The organism is Bdellovibrio bacteriovorus, assembly GCF_002208115.1.
Taxonomy (GTDB): Bacteria; Bdellovibrionota; Bdellovibrionia; order Bdellovibrionales; family Bdellovibrionaceae; genus Bdellovibrio; species Bdellovibrio bacteriovorus_C.
Genome location: NZ_CP020946.1, coordinates 168,382 through 188,862 on the forward strand (window position 1 = coordinate 168,382; position 20,481 = coordinate 188,862).

At 49.7% G+C, this 20,481-nt stretch carries 18 protein-coding genes; 10 read left to right on the forward strand and 8 right to left on the reverse strand.

Annotation, left to right across the window (positions count from 1 at the left end; all coding sequences use genetic code 11):
- The first annotated feature begins 70 nt into the window (after window positions 1-70).
- Together B9G79_RS00825 and B9G79_RS00830 are read left to right on the forward strand one after the other, a co-directional pair.
- Window positions 71-319 carry a hypothetical protein gene (locus B9G79_RS00825; RefSeq protein ID WP_157678690.1) on the forward strand — a complete coding sequence of 83 codons (249 nt, stop codon included), beginning with the start codon at window positions 71-73 and terminating at the stop codon, window positions 317-319.
- Window positions 319-1,134 carry a hypothetical protein gene (locus tag B9G79_RS00830; protein ID WP_088563866.1) on the forward strand — a complete coding sequence of 272 codons (816 nt, stop codon included), beginning with the start codon at window positions 319-321 and terminating at the stop codon, window positions 1,132-1,134. The genes B9G79_RS00825 and B9G79_RS00830 overlap by 1 nt, the downstream gene beginning before the upstream one ends.
- Here B9G79_RS00830 and B9G79_RS00835 read toward each other — a convergent pair whose 3' ends face one another.
- Both B9G79_RS00835 and B9G79_RS18120 read right to left on the reverse strand, forming a co-directional pair.
- Window positions 1,135-2,556, reverse strand: a complete 1,422-nt coding sequence (locus B9G79_RS00835) for a hypothetical protein (protein WP_088563867.1) — start codon at window positions 2,554-2,556, stop codon at window positions 1,135-1,137. It lies immediately after the preceding gene.
- A 17-nt stretch (window positions 2,557-2,573) separates the two neighbouring features.
- On the reverse strand, window positions 2,574-3,632 hold the full coding sequence (locus B9G79_RS18120) for a hypothetical protein (protein WP_157678692.1): 1,059 nt from the start codon (window positions 3,630-3,632) through the stop codon (window positions 2,574-2,576).
- Between the two features lie 837 nt (window positions 3,633-4,469).
- Here B9G79_RS18120 and B9G79_RS00850 point away from each other — a divergent pair.
- Both B9G79_RS00850 and B9G79_RS00855 read left to right on the forward strand, forming a co-directional pair.
- The gene (locus tag B9G79_RS00850) at window positions 4,470-5,207 is read left to right on the forward strand and encodes a S1 family peptidase (RefSeq protein WP_198298035.1); all 738 of its coding nucleotides are present in this window, start codon (window positions 4,470-4,472) and stop codon (window positions 5,205-5,207) included.
- Window positions 5,208-5,297: 90 nt separating this feature from the next.
- On the forward strand, window positions 5,298-6,584 hold the full coding sequence (locus B9G79_RS00855; RefSeq protein ID WP_088563871.1) for a trypsin-like serine protease: 1,287 nt from the start codon (window positions 5,298-5,300) through the stop codon (window positions 6,582-6,584).
- Window positions 6,585-6,589: 5 nt separating this feature from the next.
- Here B9G79_RS00855 and B9G79_RS00860 read toward each other — a convergent pair whose 3' ends face one another.
- Window positions 6,590-8,452, reverse strand: coding sequence for a tetratricopeptide repeat-containing diguanylate cyclase (locus tag B9G79_RS00860; protein WP_088563872.1), 1,863 nt, complete (start codon window positions 8,450-8,452; stop codon window positions 6,590-6,592).
- 129 nt (window positions 8,453-8,581) lie between these two features.
- Window positions 8,582-9,895, reverse strand: coding sequence for a trigger factor (tig, locus tag B9G79_RS00865; RefSeq protein WP_088563873.1), 1,314 nt, complete (start codon window positions 9,893-9,895; stop codon window positions 8,582-8,584).
- 128 nt (window positions 9,896-10,023) lie between these two features.
- Between tig and B9G79_RS00870 the strand changes: the two genes are divergently transcribed.
- From B9G79_RS00870 to gshA, 4 genes are read left to right on the forward strand one after another with little or no spacing between them, the layout of a single operon-like run.
- Window positions 10,024-10,893, forward strand: coding sequence for an ArsA family ATPase (locus tag B9G79_RS00870; RefSeq protein ID WP_232468956.1), 870 nt, complete (start codon window positions 10,024-10,026; stop codon window positions 10,891-10,893).
- The gene (locus tag B9G79_RS00875; protein ID WP_088563875.1) at window positions 10,890-11,963 is read left to right on the forward strand and encodes an ArsA family ATPase; all 1,074 of its coding nucleotides are present in this window, start codon (window positions 10,890-10,892) and stop codon (window positions 11,961-11,963) included. Before B9G79_RS00870 ends, B9G79_RS00875 begins: the two co-directional genes overlap by 4 nt.
- Window positions 11,960-13,072 (forward strand): tetratricopeptide repeat protein, encoded by a 1,113-nt coding sequence (locus B9G79_RS00880; RefSeq protein WP_088563876.1) that lies wholly within the window; start codon window positions 11,960-11,962, stop codon window positions 13,070-13,072. Before B9G79_RS00875 ends, B9G79_RS00880 begins: the two co-directional genes overlap by 4 nt.
- Before the next feature lie 30 nt (window positions 13,073-13,102).
- Window positions 13,103-14,359 (forward strand): glutamate--cysteine ligase, encoded by a 1,257-nt coding sequence (gene gshA, locus B9G79_RS00885; protein ID WP_088563877.1) that lies wholly within the window; start codon window positions 13,103-13,105, stop codon window positions 14,357-14,359.
- A 74-nt stretch (window positions 14,360-14,433) separates the two neighbouring features.
- On the opposite strand, the gene B9G79_RS00890 is transcribed toward gshA, so the two are convergent.
- Together B9G79_RS00890 and B9G79_RS00895 are read right to left on the reverse strand one after the other, a co-directional pair.
- Complete coding sequence (locus B9G79_RS00890) at window positions 14,434-15,678, reverse strand: hypothetical protein (protein ID WP_088563878.1); 1,245 nt, start codon at window positions 15,676-15,678, stop codon at window positions 14,434-14,436.
- Window positions 15,675-16,424 carry a TIGR02147 family protein gene (locus B9G79_RS00895; RefSeq protein ID WP_011166063.1) on the reverse strand — a complete coding sequence of 250 codons (750 nt, stop codon included), beginning with the start codon at window positions 16,422-16,424 and terminating at the stop codon, window positions 15,675-15,677. The genes B9G79_RS00890 and B9G79_RS00895 overlap by 4 nt, the downstream gene beginning before the upstream one ends.
- 269 nt (window positions 16,425-16,693) lie before the next feature.
- Here B9G79_RS00895 and B9G79_RS00900 point away from each other — a divergent pair, with 269 nt between their 5' ends.
- On the forward strand, window positions 16,694-17,326 hold the full coding sequence (locus B9G79_RS00900; protein WP_232468957.1) for a hypothetical protein: 633 nt from the start codon (window positions 16,694-16,696) through the stop codon (window positions 17,324-17,326).
- A 28-nt stretch (window positions 17,327-17,354) separates the two neighbouring features.
- Here the strand turns inward: B9G79_RS00900 and B9G79_RS00905 are convergent, their stop codons facing one another.
- Window positions 17,355-17,990 (reverse strand): hypothetical protein, encoded by a 636-nt coding sequence (locus B9G79_RS00905; RefSeq protein WP_088563879.1) that lies wholly within the window; start codon window positions 17,988-17,990, stop codon window positions 17,355-17,357.
- A gap of 229 nt (window positions 17,991-18,219) precedes the next feature.
- The gene (locus tag B9G79_RS00910; RefSeq protein ID WP_088563880.1) at window positions 18,220-19,722 is read right to left on the reverse strand and encodes a leucyl aminopeptidase; all 1,503 of its coding nucleotides are present in this window, start codon (window positions 19,720-19,722) and stop codon (window positions 18,220-18,222) included.
- Between the two features lie 117 nt (window positions 19,723-19,839).
- On the opposite strand from B9G79_RS00910, the gene B9G79_RS00915 reads away from it, so the two are divergent.
- Window positions 19,840-20,478, forward strand: a complete 639-nt coding sequence (locus tag B9G79_RS00915; RefSeq protein ID WP_011166059.1) for an ATP-dependent Clp protease proteolytic subunit — start codon at window positions 19,840-19,842, stop codon at window positions 20,476-20,478.
- Window positions 20,479-20,481: the final 3 nt, after the last annotated feature.

Consider the following 20,481-nt stretch of genomic DNA (forward strand, 5'->3'; position numbering starts at 1 on the left):
CCTGTAAAAAGAAAAAGTTTCGACTTGGACTGAGGTGTGAATGTAACCTCGTTGAAGTAGGTAGGTGATCATGTTTGCAAAATTGATTGCAGTGGTGACGTTTGTATTTAGCTTCTGTGCTTATGCCTCTGATCCTAATATAGACAGTTACAAAAAAGCCGGCGAATGTTTCACGGACAGTCCCAAAGAAAAGTGTGTGTACTGTCCTGAAAAGAAAAAGTTCATACCACTTCCGTCCAGCTCTGCGGACACAACTCCGAAAGATAGCGACTACGAATTTATCGACAAGGCCGCGCCTGTTGAGGATGGTAAGCAGTAATGAAACGTCAGTCTGCTTTTGTTGTTCTTGTTGTGTGTGTGCTGGCGTTTGCAACTCCTGACACTTCTTATGGTATGGCAAAGACCATCAACTTCCTGTCAGCCGCGGGAAGCAAGATCGCAGATCTGTTCGGAAAAGCCAAAGGGGCCTTCAGCAGTTGCACGAACTGCGAGTCTGGCTATGATGGGCCCAAGCCGCCGGATTCAGCAGGGCTGCCGAAGTGGCAGATGCATCCACAAGGACAAGCTTGGACGAAGTATACTCTTGATGCGATTGATAAAGAGGGTCTGGCTAGTCTTAATCCCCGCGATGCTAAGAATTATTGTCCAAACTGGGATAAGTTGACGTTAGAGCAAAGACGCCAGTTTTGGTTGGTTTTGGTGGCCAAACTGTCGGAAATTGAAAGTTCATTCCGTCCAACGTTGTCTTTTCAGGAGACAAAAGGGCGATCGCGTGGAACTTCAAGCAATGGTTTGTTGCAGATGAGCGTGAAGCAGTGTTCGAATCTGCAGACTTCGGCAGACACCTATGATTCTCAGAAAAATCTGTCTTGCGGAGTCGAACTTATGAAGCGTTTGATTACCCAGACGGGAGAAATTGGTACAGGCGGGAATAGTGGTCTTTGCAAGAACTGGCAACCGTTCTGTGATAATCCCAAGCACTATGTGGCGCAAACAAGGGCCAATAAAGCCGCTATCTTACGCACGACTCGAGCAATTCCATTTTGTAGAATTGGTTACACAGAGCCTGCCCTGAATCCGAAGCCAGAGTCAAATACGACACCGGCTCCAGCAACGACCGAAGGCGCCAGATAGTTATTGTGACCCTTCCAATGATTCCAAGGCTTCATCGGCGATGAGGCGCACCTGTTTGGCGCAGCTGCCCACGACACTTCTTTTGATGCGATAGATGGAATTAAGCTCTGCTTCGATATCCCCAGCGGCTTCCGAGGGCGTGTACTCGCTGCTTTTGGATTTTGGTGCAGGCCCCAGGCTTAACAGTGCTTGGTTGGCGCGATTCAGTGAGGCATTGAGGCTTGCGGCTTTGGTGGCATGGCCCTTCAGGGTTTCCTGCAGCTTTGAGTACGCCAGCTGTAGCTTCTTTTGTGCCTGTGTCGTCTGATCGACGACTTTTTGTTGGGCATTGTTTTTACGCTCGCTGGAGGCTTTTTCGATTTCCTGCATGTGCGTACCGGAAAGATTCAGCGTGTTTTCTGCCTCGTCAATGACGACACGCAGATTCTGAATCTTCTTTTCAAGAACATCCTGACGCTGACGGGCGGCTTCGTTCACCGCGATTCTCTGCTGGTCAAAGTCGCTCATGCAAGAGTGATAGAAAGCCACCAGCTGCTGACGCTTTTCTTTGGCTTTGCCGATGTAAGTGGCAGGCGTCGTGTTGGCGCCAGGGTAAAGCTGAACAAACTCTTGTTGCAACTTTGCCAGTTCAGCAACGCACTTTCTTTTCGCCGCAGACTCGGACAGCATGATCAGCGTGCGGGCGCGGTCACGGTGGGACTGGGTTAGTTGCCCTTGCAGCTCCAATACCTCATCTCCCTTGCGGCGGATGATTTCTTTTACTTGGTTCTGTTCATTCTGAAAACTGACCAGTTGTTCGCGGCTGTCGCGCTCCAGCTGCAGTTTGTTTTCATTCAGTGTCTCGCGGGCTTCGGAAAGCTCTTTTTCAGTGTCAGTCATCATCTGGCTGAATTCATCCTGGTCGGCGATGCGTTCTTTGTTCAGCTCGTTCAGTTCCTCCTGAAGGTCTTTGATCTCTTCCGTGATCTTGTCTTTCTCGCTAAAGTAATCACGACCATTCATCTGTGGGCATGGTCCTTCTTTGCCCGCTAGGGCCGTGGCAGGAACACCCATCATAACAGCAAACGATGACAGAGCATCATAGGACGACGTTCCTGACTGTTCGGCGCATTGTTTGGCTTTGGTGACGCAATCAGAGCTGCCGGAAAGACCGCCCTTGCGGCAGGCTTCGGCGATCTTGCGATTGGATTCATCAATCTTTTCGACCGCCTTCTGGCAAGCTTGCGCCTCTTTATCGGCTTTCGCTGCGGCGGCTTGTTCGGCGCGGTGCTTGATCTTGTCTTCAAGCTCGCGCTCCTTCAGATCGTGTTTCTTCTTTTCCGCGATAGCTTCTGATTTTTTTGGAGCTGGCTTATCGTCTGCAAAGGAGGTGCAGGTTGCAAATAGTAGAACCCAACAGATCGTCTTGATAATGACCGTCATTGTTGCGGATCCTTTCATTACGGAAGCAGGCTGTGCTTCACAGCCTCATATCGATTTTTTACTTTAAGCCAGATATTTGAATGGGGACCCGTTATTCCGTCCACACCACTGGGAACTCCGTTTCCAGCAAGGCCGCGATAGGTGCCGGGTGCACCAGATTTGGGCAGGAATCTTTCTAGATCTGGATTTGATCCCATTTGATAGCCGGAAAGCGCTTTATAAGTTTTCTCTCCACCTTGATCTTCCAGATCTACTTTTTCGTATGTCTTTTCAGGTTCACCCTTGGTGCCAGAGGCAGATTGAGTGCCTGCCAGGATGTTGGTGTTAGGGCCCGGCTTTGCGCCTTTAAGACGCTTTTGGAGGCCACCCTGAAGATTCGGGGAGCCTAAGCTTGCTCCTGAGCCTTGGCGGCCGTCGACACTGTAGTCCGGCCCTGAAGGTGGGCGCTGGGCATGACCTTGAAGCCCAGCAAAGCCTACTTGGTCGCGGATGGCTGCGGTGCTACTTGGTTTGCCGATCTTGCGGCCTTCGCTTGTCATGTAAGGGGCCACTGATTCCTCAGTGGCTTTTTGATTCATACATTCTGGAGCTGTTGGGGTCTTTGAGCATATACAAACTCGGTTCGAGGTCATGTCGGGATGACTGCAATCCATTTTCGCTTGTTGCGCGCATCCGACCGCTGTCGGATCCGTCGCACAGATGTCAGGACTGCCAGTTCCGTTCGAAAGCATTGAGCATGCCTCGGAGTTGGCCTTGAGAGTTGCAAAGTTCTGAGCCGCAGCTGCAGCTTGGGTCATTTTTGTTGAGAAGCCTTGGCAGGAGGATAGGTTTCCAGCCATGGCCGTGCGGGCACTGGCGGTAGTTGATACAGAAGATTGGCTACCACTGCATTTCGGGATCAGCGGGGCTGAGCATGCCGACACGCAGCTGTTTACGGAGGTGCCGCAAAGCTGGCGATACCCCATCACCGCCACATTGGCGGCTTGGGCAACACGGCCCATCTTAGAGCAGCTTTCCTGAATACCCGCAGCAGACTTCTGACCGGCAATCACGCTGACCTCGGTGATCGCATTCATCGCGGCACTGAGGCCGGAGCCATTCTCATCGCAAGCACTGGCCGCCTTGAGAGTGGCTTGTTCGCAAGCGCCAACCTCGGCGTCGTAGTCTTCGCGGCATTGTTGGGCTGGAGGTGGATTTTCTTCGGCGGTAGTCGCTGGGCCGTCCGGAATTGTGCCGGGTTTGTCGGGAGGAGCTGGGCTGGGAGCGGGGGAGGGGCTTGTGCTTGTTCCGGGCCCATCTGATGGTAATAGGTTGTCTGACTCAAGTAAATTTTGTGAATTACTGAGCTTCTTTTCTTGTTCTACACAATATCTATAGCACTGCTTGAATTCTTCCTGCCGGGTCTTAATATCGCGAACTACGGTGAACACGCTATCGCAATCAGCGACGCACTTCTGGCTTGCCTGAGTGGGTAAATATGACAGCCATGTAATGAAAGAAATTAGCCTGAAAGTACTGATAAGATTTGTGAACATACCGTTACAATCGGACGGGCTATTTGTCGGCTGAATAGATATAAAGATTAATTGTTTATAATATAGTCGATGTATAGGAGATTCGGGTGGGCCGGGATTCATAGAAACAGAAGAGGGCCTTAAGTTGGTGAGCATTACGCGTGCTGGAACTGGTAGAGGCGGGAAGAGCTGCAACAAAGAGGGTCTTCTGTCCAGGATAGATGCTCACTATAACTTTATCAGACCCTTTCTTGAGTAGTGCGGTACCTAGTGTAGTTTGATGTGCACTATTCTGTGCTGCAACGATGGTTTTTAGTTCTATGCCTTCATTGGTTCCTAATGAAAAGCTCAATGTTCCTTTTTCTATTTTTGGTTTTATGCAGCTGCCAAGACAGTGGGGTGACGTCTACATTTGCCATTTCTTCAGATTCATCAATTATCAGAGGTGAGAACGTCGAGCCTCAAAGCGAAATTGCGCAAAGCTCTGTCGTTCTGACCACGTATTTTGAGAAAGATGGAAAAGTAGTTTATAAGAGTCGATGCTCCGGAGTACTAATCTCGCTAAGAAGTGTACTTACCGCGGCTCACTGTTTTATTCCGGACAACGTTGAGTATGCTTCGAGTCGGACATACGTCACATTTCTCGTGAATTTGGAGAATATAAAGGGATCAGACTCTCAATGGATTCAGTCTTGGGTGGCAAACCGTCAATATATCGATGGAAAAAAAGATCCGGAAAACGACATCGCAATTGCCCTTCTAAAAAGCGATGCTCCAAGTCCTTATAAACCTGCAAAGATTGCGAGAGCGGACCAGGTGCCAAAGCCTGGAGATTTCATTACTTCCGCCGGCTATGGGATTTCTTCTGAAGTTCCGAGGGTGGAATCAAATAGGTTGAAGAAGGTTCAGCTGAGGGTTCAAGGAGTCTACTACGCAATCGTTGTGGTAAATGAGACAGACCAGGGCTCTTCCTGCTTTGGAGACTCTGGTGGTCCGTCCTTTATTGATAGTGAAGATGGATTGATTTTATATGGAATCAACGTAAGTGGGCGAGGAGTAAACGGGAAGCATTGCAATCAGAGCGGGTCAATCTTACTGCTCTCATTTCATCGCAGTTTCATTGCCCCATATCTATAGATCTCTTTGAAAATAGTAAATGCAGGTATGTTTGTAATGATATACAAACAGGAAGTCTGATAAGGTTCCCCAAAAAATTTGAGGACCAGCATGCGGAACCTATCGATCCTAATTCTTTCTCTGTTCGCAATTTCGTGTAGTAATTCATCCAACAATTATCACGTCAGTGTTGAAGAGCAGTCCGCTATCATCGGCGGATCCCCAGTTGTTAAAACGAGTCCGATTGCCACTGGTACCGTTGGTGTTGGCGTGGTTTTTTATAACAAAGATCAGGTTGTGGCACGTACGCAGTGCTCGGGTGTGCTGATTTCTACCAAAGCAGTGTTAACTGCTGCGAGTTGTTTCTTTAAGCAAGGTGTAGCGACTAATTCCTATAAAGCTTTTGTCTTCTATGGAACAATTGTGAATGATCCCACCACCGTAACGGAGTGGGCGGGTAAGGTCGTCGTTCATCCGAACTACAACCCAGCAAATCCAGCGATGCAGTACAGAGATCTGGCTGTTGTTGAACTTGCCAAGCCAGCAAATAAACTTTATCAGCCAGTCAAGATTCTGAATGATCTTAGTAAAATCAGAGTGGGATCTACCCTTCTTTTTGCGGGCTTCGGGGTCGATAGCCTAGAGCCATTCCGTTATTCCAGTGTCATGAGATCCGCATTGATGTCGGTCCAAAAAGTAGGGATTTCTGAGTTTGAGATTGCTCCAACCAAGTATTCTCGAGTGTGCGTTGGTGACGCTGGAGGACCCGTATTCCTGAATACAACTGCCGGTATAGAGCTTGTGGGCGTGAATCGAAGCAATTTCAGTGGTGAAGGTGCGGATCAGTGTCAGACTGCCATTGGAGTTGCACGTATTGATTTCAACAAGGGATTCTTGGCTCCTTATCTGCAAGACAACAGAAGAAAACTTTATGTGTTGTCGGCAGTTACGGACAGGGGCTATCCAGTTCTTCAGATGGGTTATGGGCCCAATCGTGAATCGGTAGTTAAGCAGTTCGAGTATGGCGCGGCAATCAGACGGTACGTGAAGGAAGCTATTGAATGTAGCGAAGGCTGGGTTGCTACTGTTAATCATGCTCACTACAGAGTTCATGGCGCTTCATGTGGTGCTACTACGAAGGAACAATCACTTAGCAAGGCTCTGGAGAAGTGCCGCCAGGCAAATTCTCAATGTGGTGTCGCAGCAGCGGATCACAATATGTCGGTTTCTTGGGGCTACTTTGTGCCTGGTGATCATCTCGAAGTGCCGGACTATTTCTTCTTTGACGGGAAAAGTGACGGGGGTGGTGAGCACTGTGCCTTTGGCCAAAACTGCACTCCAATGGGTGCCGCAATGCTGAATCGTCTGGGCTTTGTCGATATCACAGGTAGACGATAAAAGTACTAAGACACCAACCGCAAGCTCACGCCATTACGGCCATTTTGTTTGACGGAATAGAGGGCTTCATCGGCTTGTTGAATCAGGCTGTCGATGTTGCCTTGTTTGTCGGTGGCGGTGTAGCAGGAAACTCCCGCACTGACCGTCACAGTCAGGTTCGGAGCCAGGTCCGTAAAATCACACAATGAAATTTCACGGCGAATGCGTTCTGCCACTTCTTTAGCCGGCAATGGATCTGTGAATGGCAAAATCGACAGGAATTCTTCCCCGCCAATTCGTCCAATCATATCGCCTTTGCGTAAAGCCTTCTGGCCTATTTCAGCAACACGTTTGATCACCTCATCACCCACGGCATGTCCGAAGGTGTCGTTGATGCGTTTGAAGTGATCGATATCAAAGATAATCACCGACATGCCTTTGCCCTGTCGTTGCGAGGTGCTGAGGCTTTGTGCGCCGTATTCCAGCACATGACGACGGTTCGGGATGCGGGTCAGCTCGTCCGTCATCGCCAGTTCGCGCATGCGGCGGGCTGTTCGCACCTGGCGGATAGTAAAGATCGCAGTCACGCTTAAAAGCAATGCAATCAGACTGAGCGACATCAGTTGCAGGCGCTGAATGCGATGAGCATCCTGCAGCTGTCGTTCCTGTGATTGATTTTGCGCTTTCAAGATTCGGTTGGCCTCTTCTTTTTTGCCCAGATCAAATTTGAAATTCAACTGGCGCAGTTGCTCATCGGCGCGGATCACGTGCATTTGGTCTGAATACTTTTTAAAGCCTTCTAAAGCTGCATAGGCCTGCTTCCACTGACCCGAGCTTTGATAGATGCGGCTTTCTTCCGAGAAAATATCCGCCGCCAACTGCACCGAATTAGGGTTGCTGTTCAGGCCGTGGGCCTTTTTCAAATTCAACAATGCTTGCTTGTTGTCGCCCAGCTTTGCATAAGTTCGACCCAACTCAAAATACAACTGCCCCAGAGATTTGGGCAGGTTCATGCCTTCCAGAGTAGTCACGGCTGTCTTCAGATGCTCCAGCGCCTTCAGCGGCTGGTTCATGCTGTTGTAAAGGCTTCCCAGAGCGCGCTCGACAACGGCGATGGACTTGGTATTGCCAAGTTCGCGATGAATCTTCAGGGACTCTGTGAAGTGCTCGCGTGATTTTTCAAACTGGTTCAGGTCTTCATAGCGGCGGCCCATGTTGTAGAGAACGACGGCGACGTTGCGGGTTTTGTTCAGGTCGCGATTTTTTTGCAGAACTTCAGCGAAGTATTCCAAAGCGCGTTCGTGTTCCCCCATGCGTCCGTAAAGCACCGCGATCGAGTTCAAAGTGATGCGCTCTTCGTTTGAGTCCTGCAGCTTTTTGAAGATTTCTTTGGCTTGCAACAGATGCTTCAGACTTTCCGAAAACTGATTTTGATAGGATAGCAACTGACCCATGTTCAGGTGTGCCTTGCCTTGCTGGGCGGGCAGGTTCAGCTTGCGGCTTTTTTCCAGCAGATAGGTCAGGCCTTCCATCGCCTTGGTCGCCTGGCCCGAGGCCTCCAGCGCTGAAAAATGACAAAGCTCCAGATTCATCAGCACATTAGGTGGCAAAGAAGCGTGACCCAGATAAGGGCTGGTGGATTTTAATGCTTCTTTGGGATCGTCATTGTCGACCAGGATCTCGCATTTCAGCAGATCCTTTTCGGCCTGCAGCAAGGCATCGTTTTTCGCAGCCGAGTTTTCAATCAGTGAAAGCAAATGCAGGGCTTTGCGAGGATCAGTCCCCGCAAGGGATTTGGCTTCGTCGATCTGTGATGTCGTCGAAGTTGCAAAAACCGAGGAACTGAAGAGCAGTCCCATAATGATACAGCCGGCTGCCAGTACGTGCATACTTCCAGATTCATCGGACAAAGCCGGGCTGGACTAAAGTGTTTGCCGGTTCGGGAATAAAAAAAGCCCGTCAAGAATCAGCCTGACGGGCTTTGGAAGTTTTAAACTTCAGTTCTGAAGTTCAGCAGACTAGTGGTTTTCTTCTTTCAAAGAACCCGCTGGAACTTCTTTTACTTTCACGGACTTGTTCAGGAAAGCGATCACTTTCTCTTCAGTCAGCATGTAAGTCAGGCGGGAAGCCTGCTCTGGACGACCGTAGAATTCCTTGATGCGGGATTCTTCGATACCAGTTTGTTGAGCGTACTCAGCAAATTTAGCATCCAAGTCTTCTTTTTTGCAGAACAAATCATGTTTCTTGGCAATAGCATCAACCAGGAAAGAAGACTGAATCATTTCAGCAGCCGTCTTTTCGAAATCGCCATCCCATTTTTCAACGTAAGAAGCGAAGTCATCTGGACCCATGCCTTGTTCAGACATGCGTTTTTTGAAGTCTTCAACCAAAGACGCTTTTTGTTCTTTCATCAAAGATGGAGGAACTTCAACCGGGTTTTCTTTAACCAAAGTTTTCAAAAGACGGTTTTTGAAAGCGTCTTCGATGCGTTTGGTTTCAGTTTGCTCAAGGTCTTCCTGGATGGACTTTTTCAAAGTCTCTAGATCAGAAGGACCGCCCAGAGTCGCCAGGAATTCGTTAGTCAGTTCCGGTAAAACTTTGGCTTTGATCTGGTTCAAAGTCACTTTGAACTCAACTGGTTTACCAGCAAGCTCTGCAGAGTGGTATGGATCCGGGAATTTCAAAGAAAGAGTTTTAGTCTCGCCTTTTTTCATGCCCACGATACCGTCTTCGAAACCTTCGATGAATTGTTTCGCGCCCAGTTCAAGGTGGTGATCTGTGCCGGAACCGTTTTCAAGAGGCTGGCCGCCCATGAAACCTTCAAAGTTGATAACAGCGATATCGCCCATTTTTACGGCGCGGTCTTCAGCAACAACTTCGAAAGTTGCGCGGGAAGCACGGATGTTTTCAAGAACCTGATCGATCTTCTTTGGATCGAATTCAGCTTTTTCTTTTTCAACTTCCAGGCCTTCGTATTTTTTCAGAGTGATCTCTGGACGAACATCGAATGCTGCAGAGAAAGAGAAGTCTTTGTTCTCTGTTGGATCTGCAAATTCGAATTCTGGGTAGCTGATTGGCTCAAGCTTGTGCTCATTCAATGCTTCAGCGTAGTGCTTCTGGATAAGATCCTGAACCACGTCTTGTTTTACACGGTCACCGTAAAGGCTTTTTACAGTCGCCAAAGGAGCTTTACCTTTGCGGAAGCCTTTGATGGTCACTTCTTTTTGGATGCCATTGAAGATCTTTTGGAAAGCTGTCTGAACTGCCGCAGCAGGAACTTCGATGTTCAACTTTCTGGAAAGGTTAGAGACCTTTTCTACGTTTGATTTCATGTCTATTTCTCCTAGATTACGCCAACGCGTTATAAACTGGTGGATACTAAAAGACGGGCCGACTTTAGGCAACTGTAATGCTATGCGTAATGCCTATAAATCAGAGGTCAGCGACACTCTTAGAACCTATGAAGCAAGAGATTCACTTTGTGACCGGAAAAGGGGGCGTGGGGAAGTCGGTTTTAGCCGCATCCCTGGCGCTTAAAAAGAGCCAAGAGGGTAAAAACACCCTCCTTGTCGAGCTTGGAGATCAAAGTTTCTTTAAGGATTTCTTTAATTTACCCCAAGTTGGATTCCAGCCAGTTTCGATCAGGCCCAACCTTTCCCTTGCGCTTTGGACGGGGGAGGCCTGTTTACAGGAATACGCCCGCCATTTCATCAAGGTGGAAAGTCTGGCGAAGCTCTTCTTTGAAAATGCTGTGATGAAGGCCTTTATCAACGTAGCTCCGGCACTGCCGGAACTTGCGATCTTGGGAAAAGTCACCAGCGGCCCCCGCAAACACGGTCCGCCGCTGCCGTTTGATTGCATCGTGGTGGATGCCTTCGCCACGGGGCACTTCATTGCTTTGCTTGAAGCCCCAAAGGGCATGGCCGAGGCGGTGCAGTTTGGTCCGATGGGGGAGCAAAGCCGCAGCATTGATGCTCATATTCGCAATCCTGAAATCTGCAAGTACCACGTGATCACGCTTCCGGAAGAGCTTCCGCTGAAAGAAGCCTCCGAACTGATCGCGCGATTGAAAAATGAATTCGGTGTCACCGCAGAGTTGATCATGAACAAGATGATCGAAGCCCCGGTGTCCGAGCAGACTCTGCAGGAAGTGCAGGCGGAAAATTCCGATCTTTCAAAATTTGCCGAGTATCTGGACGGTCACATTCGCCGCCAGAATCAGATGTGGCATCAGGCGCAAGGTTTAAGTTCGCAGGTCACACGCGTGCCTTTGTATTTTGAATCCAGCGCTTGGGCCCTGGTGGAAAAAGCGGCGGAGGTGTTGAAGTGAGCCTGTTTAAAGACACCAAAGTTTTAGTCTGCGTGGGAAGTGGCGGCGTCGGGAAGACCACGATTGCAGCATCATTGGCCGTGCTTGCAGCCCAGGAAGGCAAACGCGTCTTGGTACTGACCATCGATCCGGCGAAGCGTCTGGCGCAAACCCTGGGGATCGAAGGCACCAAAGACATCACCAAAGTTCCGGGACAGAATTTCAAGGGCGAACTTTATGCCTCGGTGATTGATCATAAGAAAACTTTTGATGACTTCGTGGCCCGCGCGGCAAAAAAGACCGAATCCGCACAGAAGATTTTCAACAACAGTCTGTACAAGCAGCTTTCAACCAATCTTAGCGGATCACAAGAGTTCACAGCGTTGGAAAAACTGTATTCTTGTTACGAATCCGGGCAGTTTGACCTGATCGTGCTGGATACGCCGCCGACAAAGCATGCGATTGATTTTTTGAATGCTCCCCAAAAGCTTTCAGCCTTGTTCAATGAAGGCGTGGCGAAGTGGTTCCGCGATCCGGAAGGAAAAAAAGGGGGCTTCTTCGGTCACCTGTTGCAGACCGGAACCCGTCAGGTTTTGAAAGTTCTGGAGTCATTGACTGGCTCGAACTTCATTCGTGAACTGGGTGACTTTTTCATCAATATTGAACAGTGGCAGGGAAAACTTCAGGCCCGCACTATTGATGTGCACCGAATGCTGGTGGCGCCTACCACGCAGTTTTGTCTGGTGACGGCCTTTGATCAGGCCAAGCTGAAGGAAGCAGAGTATTTCTCAAGGGAAATCAATAAAGGCGGCTACCATCTCGGAACGGTGGTTTTGAACCGGGTCTTCCCTTACTGGCTGGACCTCCGTTCGGCTCAAGAGGTTGGAAAAGGTCATGAGGATCTTGTGAAGTTGTATTCTCAGATGAGGTCCTACTACAATCAAAGGGATCAACTGTATCAGCAGTTTGAGTCGGGCATGAAGAATCAGGCCCGCATCTTCCGCATCCCTGATCTGGTGAAGGATATTTCCGACCTCGGGGGGCTTGAAGAGCTCAGCGCCCTGATCGTCGAAGGAGAAAAGAAAGCATGAGACTGATTCTGTCCGCCGCCCTGGTTCTGCTTTCAGGATGTTCCTTGCTGGGTCAACGAAGTCAGCCGGATGAAACTCAAGCGGTGCGAGCCACCGAGCTTGCGCAGATCACCAATGCGGAAAAAGTTCTGAACAACGGAAGCTTTGATCAGTCATTGATTCTGTATAAGGAATTTCAGGGCCTGCATCCCCAGTCCACCTTCTTGCAGGCGGCCCGCCTTGGGGAAGCGCAGTCTTTGGCCGGTCTTGAGCGCTGGCAGGAGGCTTTGGAGCTTTATCGCGACATCACAGTGAAAACGCGCAACTATCAGCCCGAAATTGCTGCCCAGGCTCTGTATCGGATGTCTTTTGCTTATGAGGCCCAAGGTGATGATCTGCGCACGGTTTCAACCTTGCTGGATGCAAAGAAACTGGGTCAGTATCTGCCGCTTGAAACTGCACTTGCAGAAATTCCAGCCCGTCTGGCCATCGTTTATGGTCGTCAGGATCGAGAAGACGACGCCGTGGCGTATTTGAACGAGGCCGAGCGTGGAATTGAAAAAGTTCAGGCGGAAAAAGGCACCGAACTTCCGAAAGAGTGGCTGGCAAAAACTTATGTGCAGATGGGTGGAGTTTCCACCAATCAGCTGGGTGTTCAGAACTTTTCAGCCTTCGTGCGCGGACAGAAGCTGGTGCAGATTTATTTGTTCCGCGCTGTGCGTTTGAATGACACGAACTGGTCCACTCGGGCAAAAACCCGTTTGCAGGAAACCTACCGAGATCTGTTCACCGTGGTGGAATCCCAGCGTGAGCAGCGTCGCTTGCAGTCTGCTTTGGGTGCCGAACTTTTGGGTTTGATTGACCAGGCCGAATTGTACCGGCCACCCACGGGTCAGAAAATGAATTCTCATGAAACAGAATTCTTCGCGTTTCTGGCTGATGTAAGAAAGAAAACTGAGGATATTGTATATACCAACGATGAAGTCATGGGGTTGACCGAGGAATCCCAGCGACTGAACAGTCTGCGCAGGTCCGGTCGAGTCAAAGCCGACTCGCTCTTGCCTGCTGAAGAGAAAGCCACTATACCTCTTCCTCCCAAAGTGGTTCCCTCGGAAGATCCTAATCTGTAATTTCTGTCGCTTTGGCCTTAAGGAGATACTATGGCGAAACTTATTCTGCACAAACAAACCCTCGCCAACATGAACGAGATCTGTGCCTGGTTTGCTTCCAAAACCGCAAACATGTCTTACCCGATCTATTCCAGCTATGACATCCGTGATTCGGGCTACAAGATTTCCAATGTGGATGCGAATATTTTTCCGGCAGGCTTTAACAATATCTGCCCAACCGACAAAGAGTCAGCGCCGGCTCTGGTCGACAAGTACCTCACCAAACACTATGGCGCTGGCATCAAGAACATCATGCTGGTGACCGAAGAGCATACCAACAACGCTTTTTACTGGGAAAACGTTCACACCATCCGCAAGCTGATTGAAGCCACCGGTCGCGTGGTGAAGGTCGCGATCCCTCGCGATCTGCCAGAGCCCTTGAAACTGACCAGTTCTGCTGGCAACGAAGTGATCGTTCATTCCGCCTTGAAGGGTGGAGAGCTTTTGAAAAGCTTCACTCCGGATCTGATCATCAGTAACAACGACTTTTCTGAAGCTTACGAGGAATGGGCGCCGACCATGAGCGAATTCCCGATGAATCCACCAAGGGAGCTTGGCTGGTATCAGCGCAAGAAAAGCACATACTTCAAATATTACAACCAGTTGGCCAGCGAATTTGCGGAAGTGGCCCAAATCGACCCGTTCCTGCTCAGAGTTGAAACCGAACTGTTTGAACACTTCGATATCGGAGACGAAAACAGCCGCAATGCCTTGGCGGAAAAAGTCGATCAGATGCTCGCGCGTCTGCGTGAAGACTATAAAAAACGCGGCATCAACCAAGAGCCCTTCGTGTTTGTGAAAAACAATGCCGGCACTTATGGTTTGGCGGTGATTCGCGTGGGTTCGGGCGAAGAAGTGAAAGCCTGGTCTTACAAGTCCCGCAAAAAAATGAAAGCGGCCAAGGGCGGTCGTGATGTGGAAGAAGTTATCATCCAGGAAGGCATTCCTTCCATCGTGGAAGCCGACGGGGCCAGCGCCGAGCCGGTGATCTATATGGTGGGCTGCGAGCTTGTTGGGGGCTTCCTGCGCACGCATGCCGAGAAAAGCTCCACCGAAAGCCTGAACAGTCCGGGAGCGGTTTATAAGCGTTTGTGTGTGTCAGACCTGGCAATCAATACTCCGGGCTGCCCGCAGGAAAACGTGTACGGCTGGACTGCTAAATTGGGTCTTTTGGCGATTGCCATGGAGGCGCAGGAAATGGGTGCGGTCTTTAAGGGCTACACACCGGTTGGTTGCGGCAAGCAATAGTTTGATTCTCTGAAAAACAAAAAAGGCCCCTCTGAAAAGAGTGGGCCTTTTTCTTTTGTCGTACCGAAGTCAGACTAGCGACAGGCGGGAAGTGACTGTGGATTTCCAGAGGCGGAAATGGCCACGGTGCCGTCACCATTGGCAAGGTTCTGGATAAACTGAACGTTGCCGTCGTCGTTCATGCAAGGGGTGCCCCCCAAGCCCACTTCGGTCAGGTTCATTTTTTTGTCGAATGTGAACGTCGTGTTGTAAACGCCTGTTTTGAACAGATCCGGAACCAGTTCGTAGGTGACGCCTTTGTAGTTCAGCTCAGTTTTCTTGTTTACAGTCCCATCAACGCGAATCACATTTTTGGCACGGTCAAAGAACCACAGATTGCCAAACACAGCGTATCCGTTGCTTTCCGGAATGATCAGCATAGGCAGGTTGCAGGCCCCCTCACGGGCAAAGTCAGCGTTCACTCGCAAGGTACGGATGTTTCCTTCATCCAGGGTCACACGGCCCATTTCGGCCACTTTGCTGTCGACACAAGCGTATTCCATGCCGCCGTGACCGAAGTACTGGTTGGCAGAAAGGGAGCCGGACAGAATGCGGCCCAATTGATCTATGAACAATTCGGAATTCGTCCAGAAACCTTCCGGCGTGGTGTATCCCAAAGAAAGCTTCAGGCCGTTTTCCTCGTAAGTGGTCAGATGCAGTTCCTGCAGCATTTTCAGATAATCTTTTTTCAGAAGGCTGCGCACGTGCTGGGCATGAATAACGCCGTTGAAGATGCGCACGCGTTCAGAGAACATCTCATTTGCAGGGCTGTTTATGACTTCGCGGTAGATAGCCTCGTGAAGGATCAAAGCGGCCTGATTGTCGGCATCAAGTTGATTCCACAAGTTGGCGTTTACCACGTAGCGGGCTTTGTTCAGAATGGACGGATTTCTTTGGAAGATGACCTGCTCAAGAGCGCAGTCCTGCGGCACTGTCACCAGGCCCAGGTCCGGAGTCTGGCGAATTCCCAGATCAGTCACAAACTGCGCCGAGTTCATGAAGTCCAAAGCGCTTTCTTGGTACTGGCGCATGCGAGCCGGATCCACAACTTCCAGGCGGGAAGCAAGATCCACGGCTTTATCCACAGCCGTGTCAGCCTTGGAGTATTTCACGACACCCAGATCACGAGTGGTGACTTCGTAAAGATCCAGCACGATCGGCGCTTTGCCGGTGCAGAACAGGGCAAAGCCGGCGTTGCCACGGTCATACCAGTTGTTGGCGTGAGCAGACACCGCGATCAGGGACAGCAGGGATGTGACGACTAGTTGGCTGAATCTCATTTTTGCACCTTCGTTACCGGGAACAGTTGCACGTTCAGATTGTAAACATCCGTTTTTGGTCCCTGAGTCATCAGGGTGGCCATTTTGCGGCGGAAGTTTCTGATCAGGCGTTTTGCTTCAGGGATTTTCTTGCGGTTCATTGGGAATGTGATCGAAGTCACATCACGCAAATCCAGCGGCACGCGGTCCATGTTGTCCAGAACCTGAACCAGAGATTGTTTGTGAGAGCGGCGCAGGGATTCAGAAGGGATGTTGTGGCTGGTTTCCAGTTGTTTGTGAGTGACGATGAATTTTCCGTCTTCGATCTGCAAAAGACCCAGACGGCACAGGCGTTCAATGGCGGCCTGGGCGACTTCAACCGGGATGTTCAGGCGGTCGGCAATCCAGTTGGCGTTGGGCTGGAATGTTTTTACTGGCACCAGTGCCAGAATTGCAAAGTGGTACCAGTCGCAGATAACACCGAATTCGTCTTCTTTAAGTTGAACTTCCGGCAGCAGAGTTTTGACTTTGCGTTTGTCGAATTCGATCAGGTTTTTCAAATGAATGAAGTCATTTTCACCCATACCCAGGCCCTTGATAACCTGTTTCCCCACGGACATGGTCATGATCCGGCGGCCGTTGATATAGTCACTGAGGCGGCTGGATGGAATGCCCAGAATCTTGGCGAATTGGGCATTGGTCAGTTGAGGCGCTGAAGAGCGTCGTCTTTGATACTCGTTTAATAGAAATTCGGACGTCTTATTCATAAGGATTGGGTTTATTGCATGCTTTTTCAGAGACTAAAAGGGGAAAAACCCAGAGGGAAAATAGAGGTAAAATCAGATTGGTAATTACCGTGTTTTAAGGGGATGACAAGTGTTCCAGCCCCGGAACACCGGAAAATATTTCAGGTAATCTTACGAGAATTTCATCTCGACCTTGGTAGGCAAATCCTGCGACCTACGGCCAGCCACTCACAAAGTAGGATATGTCGGAAAAACGCCGTGCTATCCTAAACAAAAGAGGGATCGCAAATATGAGAAAATTCTACGGAGTGGTCGGTCTGTTCACCGTGTGTTTTGTGGCAGGCTTTGCTTTCTTAAAATCCAACACTGACGAATATCAAATCAACCGTGATCCCGCGGCCGTCAGAAACAACTTCGACTTCTCTCACCTGCGTGGTGAACAACTGCAAGAGGCTGTCCGTCAAAGACTGCTGGCGGGTTTGGAAATCAGAAAAAACACTCAAGGGGCTGGCATCGGACTGGGACACTTTGTCTTTATCGATGAAAGCGGCAGCAAAAAACTGGCTTGTCAGGAATTCCAGAAAGTCTTCCTGAGCTTTGAGGCCGAGGGTGTTTCTATCGGCGGTGACAAGCCTCAGATGGAAGTCGAAGGTCGTTGTGATGTTTCTTCCGACATGTCCCGCATCAACGCCTTGTATGTCCCTGTTCAAAAAATTCTGGGCGAGCATCCGGGCGACGGGGAGTTTCAGTTCAATGAAGGTCCGAAAGTGACCGTGCGTTTTACGAATCTGCCGGAAGAATGGCCGCGCACATGGTTGTTGAAGTCCGTGAAACTGGTCAATGAAAGCGCTTCTGAGGCGCTGGTCGTGGAAAGCGACGAGGTGGCCAAAACTCTGGGCCACCCGGTCGTCTTTAGCTGGTAATCTGCTTCGTCATCGGCGGATTGCAGGATTATTTTCCTGAAACCGCAGAGTGTTCAATTCCGTCCATCGTGATGGCTTTGAACGCTTTGGCTTTATTATAGTGCGCCAGAACCACGCGGGTCGCACACATCACACCTTCACATTTATGAATCACCAGATCGCAGTCTTCGGCTTCCACCGTGCCGGTGCGATGATCGATGTGGGTCAGACGACCTTTCATTTTCACTTCTTCTGTCAGTTCCTTGCTGGCAATCACGGAATTGTCGCGATCCACAGCACTAGAAACTTCTTTTTCCATGGTGATGATCACATCTTCCAGGCCGTCATTAGAGTTGGACCGAACCCCTTTCAGATATTCAGGCATGAACTCCAAAGCGCTCATTTCTTGTTTTGTAAAGGTCTGCTTGTCGGTGCGACCGGAAGAAATCAGTTTTCCTGAGTAAGATCCTTTTTTCATGTGGATCATATTGCCATAGTTCATGGTGAACTTGTCTTTGGCGAAGGTCACAAAGCCGAAGTTCTTGTCGCAGGTGTACTGGATAGCCACCGTGGTTTTGATCATCTTTTCTGTTTCCTGCAGCTCACGCAGGTAAGAGTTCACATCGGCCAGAGAGGTTGAAGAAAAGGCCAAAAGAGCCATCAGGGAAAGTACCGGTTTTTTCATAATCTATCCTTTTTGGTTGATAGCCCCTAAAGAGCAAAGCCCTTGCCAGTCAGGCATTACCAAAAAAGCCGGGTACGGGGCCATGGGAGCCCATTTTAGAGGATTTGGCGCAGACGAGTGAACGGGATAAAAAAGAGGGGATGTCGCGGATTCAGTCAGTGGTGACAAAAAAAATCCCCTCGCAGCCAGGGCTGGAGGGGATGAAAGCTCTCAGATTGTGCCTGAAAAACTATGTGTACTGCTTCGCGATTTCAACGAAGGTACGGATCATCGCGCCGGAAGCGCCTTTCTTAGGGCAATAAGGCAAACGGTTGCCCACAGCCCAGCCAGTGCCCGCGATATCGAAGTGCGCCCAAGGGATGCCTTCGCCCACGAACTGCTCAAGGAAGGCAGCGGCTGTTGCAGAACCTGCACCTTTGCCGGAAGAGATGTTGGAAAGGTCAGCATAAGTGCCCTTCATGTCTTTCACATGGAAGTCTGTCAAAGGCATGTTCCAAACCCATTCGCCGGATTCAGCAGCCGCTTTTTCAACTTTCGTTTTCAAAGCAGAGTTGCGAGTGAAGTAACCCGTGTGAGTGTTACCCAACGCGATAACCATCGCACCCGTCAAAGTCGCTGCATCCACGATCATTTGTGGTTGCAGTTCAGTTGCGTAAGAAAGAGCGTCTGCAAGGATCAAACGACCTTCAGCGTCTGTGTTGTTCACTTCGAATGTTTTACCATTGCGAGCTGTGTGCACATCGCCTGGTTTTGTCGCAGAACCATTGATCAGGTTTTCAGTGGAAGCAACAAGGCCGACAGCGTTCACTTTCAGTTTCAATTTTGCGATCGCCAGCAATGTGCCGATAACGTTCGCGCCACCGCACATGTCGTATTTCATCTCTTCCATGCCAGCACCTGGCTTAATGGAGATACCACCGCAGTCAAAGGTCAGGCCTTTACCCACGAAGCAAACCGGCTTTTTGGAAGCGGCTGCGCCTTTGTATTCCATGATAATGAAACGTGGTTCCTGGTCAGAACCGTTGGAAACGCCCAGAAGGCCGCCCATTTTCTCTTTTTTGATGCGCGCTTTATCCCAAACAGTCACTTTCAGGTTGGCGATGCCTTTGGCACCTTCAACTGCAGAGTCTGCAAGAATGGTTGGAGTCATCAGGTTGCCTGGCAAATCGCCCAGACGGCGGGAGAAGTTCACAACAGAGCCCAGGATCGCGCCTTCGTTGAAAGCAGCCTTCACAGCTTTGTCGTTACCCATCTTGGAAACAACGTGAACGTTGATTTCTTTGGCTTCTTTTTTACCGGACATCAGTTCGTTGAACACGTATGAAGTCAGGATCAGACCTTCTGCAGTTGCTTTTGCAAAGTCAGCAGCGTCTTTTTTGCCAGCAGTGATGCCGTCGAAGTGAACGGCAGCTTCAGTCACGTTCAAAGCCTTGATCGCCTCGTAAGCAGAAGCCATGGATTGACGAACGGATTCGTGAGTGATTTCGTTTTCTTTACCAAGACCCACCACGATTACGTGACGGAAACCTTTGAAGCTGAATTCACGGAAAACAACAGTTTCCTGATGCTTGCCGGAGATCGTTTTTTCTTCCAAAGATGGCAGCAAAGCTTTGTGAAGCTCAGAATGAGTCACTTTTGCGAGCTTGTCTTTTTGAGAAGAAGACTTGGAAAACACGACCAAAGCCGGGCAGGTCAGTGTGTCGATGTCTTTGTTAAGTAAGTTGAAAGCCATAAAAACCCCTTAATATTATTCGGTTTTGTTGTGCGTTAATAGATGTAGCACAGCAGTTTTGGGGGTCAAAGGCTTTTTGATAAAGTCCTGCCATAGTATTCCGATAGGTAGCACAGTATGACACCTCAATCACAACCACAGGAGACAGCAGTGGCCCTCATACCTTACGTCATCGAGCAGACCTCAAAGGGTGAAAGATCTTACGATATTTACTCCCGACTACTAAAAGACCGCATTATCATTCTTGGTACTGCCGTTACTGATGAGGTGGCGAACTCTATCATTGCCCAGATGTTGTTCCTTGAAGTGGACAATCCTGAAAAACCGATTCATTTGTACATCAACTCTCCAGGCGGCAGCGTGTCTGCGGGTCTGGCGATCTACGACTTTATGCAGTTCGTAAAGTGCGACGTGGCGACCTATTGTATGGGTATGGCTGCGAGCATGGGTTCGTTGCTGCTGACCGCGGGTACGAAGGGCATGCGTTACAGTCTGCCGAACACTCGTATCATGATTCACCAGCCGCTTTTGTCCGGCGGGGGTCTATCCGGTCAGGTGACGGACATTGAAATCCACGCCAAAGAACTGGTGAAGACAAAAGAGAAATTGACTCGCATCTACGAGACACACACTGGCAGAGACTATGACACCTTGAGAGCGGCCATGGAACGCGATAACTTCATGGATCCTTATCAGGCGAAAGAGTTCGGTTTGCTTGATCATGTGGTTGAATCCCGTAAGGCAAAAAAAGGATAAGAG